At 58.0% G+C, this 1521-nt stretch carries 2 protein-coding genes and 1 pseudogene; 1 reads left to right on the top strand and 2 read right to left on the bottom strand.

Annotation, left to right across the window (positions count from 1 at the left end; genetic code table 11):
- A pseudogene (locus HX786_RS31370) lies at positions 1 to 161 on the bottom strand (LLM class flavin-dependent oxidoreductase); the annotation flags it as partial.
- Positions 162 to 170: 9 nt separating this feature from the next.
- Positions 171 to 734, bottom strand: coding sequence for an FMN reductase (gene msuE, locus HX786_RS31365; protein WP_003210131.1), 564 nt, complete (start codon positions 732 to 734; stop codon positions 171 to 173).
- Positions 735 to 1131: 397 nt separating this feature from the next.
- On the opposite strand from msuE, the gene HX786_RS31360 reads away from it, so the two are divergent.
- Positions 1132 to 1401, top strand: coding sequence for a hypothetical protein (locus tag HX786_RS31360; protein WP_177020568.1), 270 nt, complete (start codon positions 1132 to 1134; stop codon positions 1399 to 1401).
- Positions 1402 to 1521 lie beyond the last annotated feature (120 nt).

The following is a 1521-nucleotide window of genomic DNA, read 5'->3' as shown; positions in this document are numbered from 1 at the left end:
TCGCAGGAGCGGCCGGTGGGAATCAGCACGCCGTGGTAGCCGAGGTTGTCGGCGGCCTGGGCGACTTGTTTCAAATAGTTGAGGGTGACCGGGCGAGCGCCCTGGGTGGTGCCCAGGTAGTGGCCGTCACCGTGTGTAGGCAGAAACCAGAAAACATCCATGACAAATCCTTAAGCGATTTTCAGCAGAGAGGTGGGATGCGCGGCAAACAACGGCGCGGCGCGTTCTGCAGCAAGGCGAATGCGGGCCTTCAAGGGCTCACTGGTTATGTGGTAATCGGTGAAATCGGCCTCGGTGGCGTACACGCCAATGGGCAAGGTCAGGGCCTGGAAAAAACTGAACAGCGGGCGCAACTGGTGATCGAGTACCAGGGCGTGGCGTTCGCTGCCGCCGGTGGCCGCCAGCAACACCGGGGTGTTGATCAGGGCGTTGAGGTCGACCAGGTCGAACAGGTGCTTGAGCAGGCCGGGGTAGGAGCCGCGATACACCGGCGCGGCAACGATCAGCAAGTCGGCCTGTTCGATGGCCTGCAGTTGCGCTTCGACGTCGGCGGGCAATTCCTGGCGGGACAGTGCGCCGCCCAGCGGCCGGGCAATGTCGCCCAGTTCGATCAGGGTGGCCTGGATCGGCAATTGATCGGCCAGTTCGGCCAGCACCGCCTGGGTCAACACCAGGGTGCGGGACGGACGCCAGGTTCCGCCGGAGAGGGCAACGACATTCAGTGGACGGGTCATCAACAGTTCCTTTTTCAACAGTGGCTCAGGGCAAGAGCAGTAGCAGGGCTTGAGCAAGAGCTGTACCAAGCTGTGCAGCCCTTGACTGGCGTGGCCTCTGTGCCAGGTGTTGGAAAATGGTGGTGTTGTCTGCCTGGTGTTTTGTTGAATGACTGTTGCCTGGGCAACAGTTGCCAGGCGAACAGTGGCGTGAGTGTTGAGGCCATTTATAGAGGGTTGTGTTTATTCCGTAAATGAACGTATTTCCATATTTATAGACCTAAATGGAATATATGGCGCGACTATCAGAAGTGTCGCAAAGGTTGATAGCGACTATCACGGCTGATGATTTTTCACCGTGCAGGTGCGGGAGTAGCCTGTACTCATTGACTTCAGCCCGTTTCGCAGGACCTTCGCCATGAACCGTTTTCTCGCCATTTCCGTATTGCTTGTCACCTCAGTCCTTGCCGGTTGTGCGACGCATTCGTCGCCCGAACTGCGTGGCTATTCGGCCGAGGAGAGCAAGGAACTGGCGCTTGAAGCCCTGAGCCGTCGAGGCCTGTCATTTGATGAATACCAACAGAAGAAAGCCGAACTGACCGGCCAGCCACAGAACACCTTCGGTTTCGACCGTCAGGGTGAGATGAATGCCGAGCGCAGCATGACGCTGCACGGTCGCCCCAGTTGAGTCAGTGGCGAGGTCTGAAAAGCCCGAGGTTTCCCACAGGAACCTCGGGCTTTTTGTTTGCCATCCGTTTCCCGGAGCCTGTTAAGCTGAATTTCAGGAGCGTTCCTACGCACTTTTAAA

Origin of the sequence: Pseudomonas sp. 21615526, from assembly GCF_013386245.1 — a bacterium.
Classification (GTDB): domain Bacteria; phylum Pseudomonadota; class Gammaproteobacteria; order Pseudomonadales; family Pseudomonadaceae; genus Aquipseudomonas.
This window is presented reverse-complemented; position numbering and strand designations above follow the sequence as displayed.

Excerpts from the sequence above, each read along its gene's own strand:
- msuE (WP_003210131.1), bottom strand. The coding sequence starts at position 734 with ATGACCCGTCCACTGAATGTCGTTGCCCTCTCCGGCGGAACCTGGCGT.
- HX786_RS31360 (WP_177020568.1), top strand. The coding sequence starts at position 1,132 with ATGAACCGTTTTCTCGCCATTTCCGTATTGCTTGTCACCTCAGTCCTT.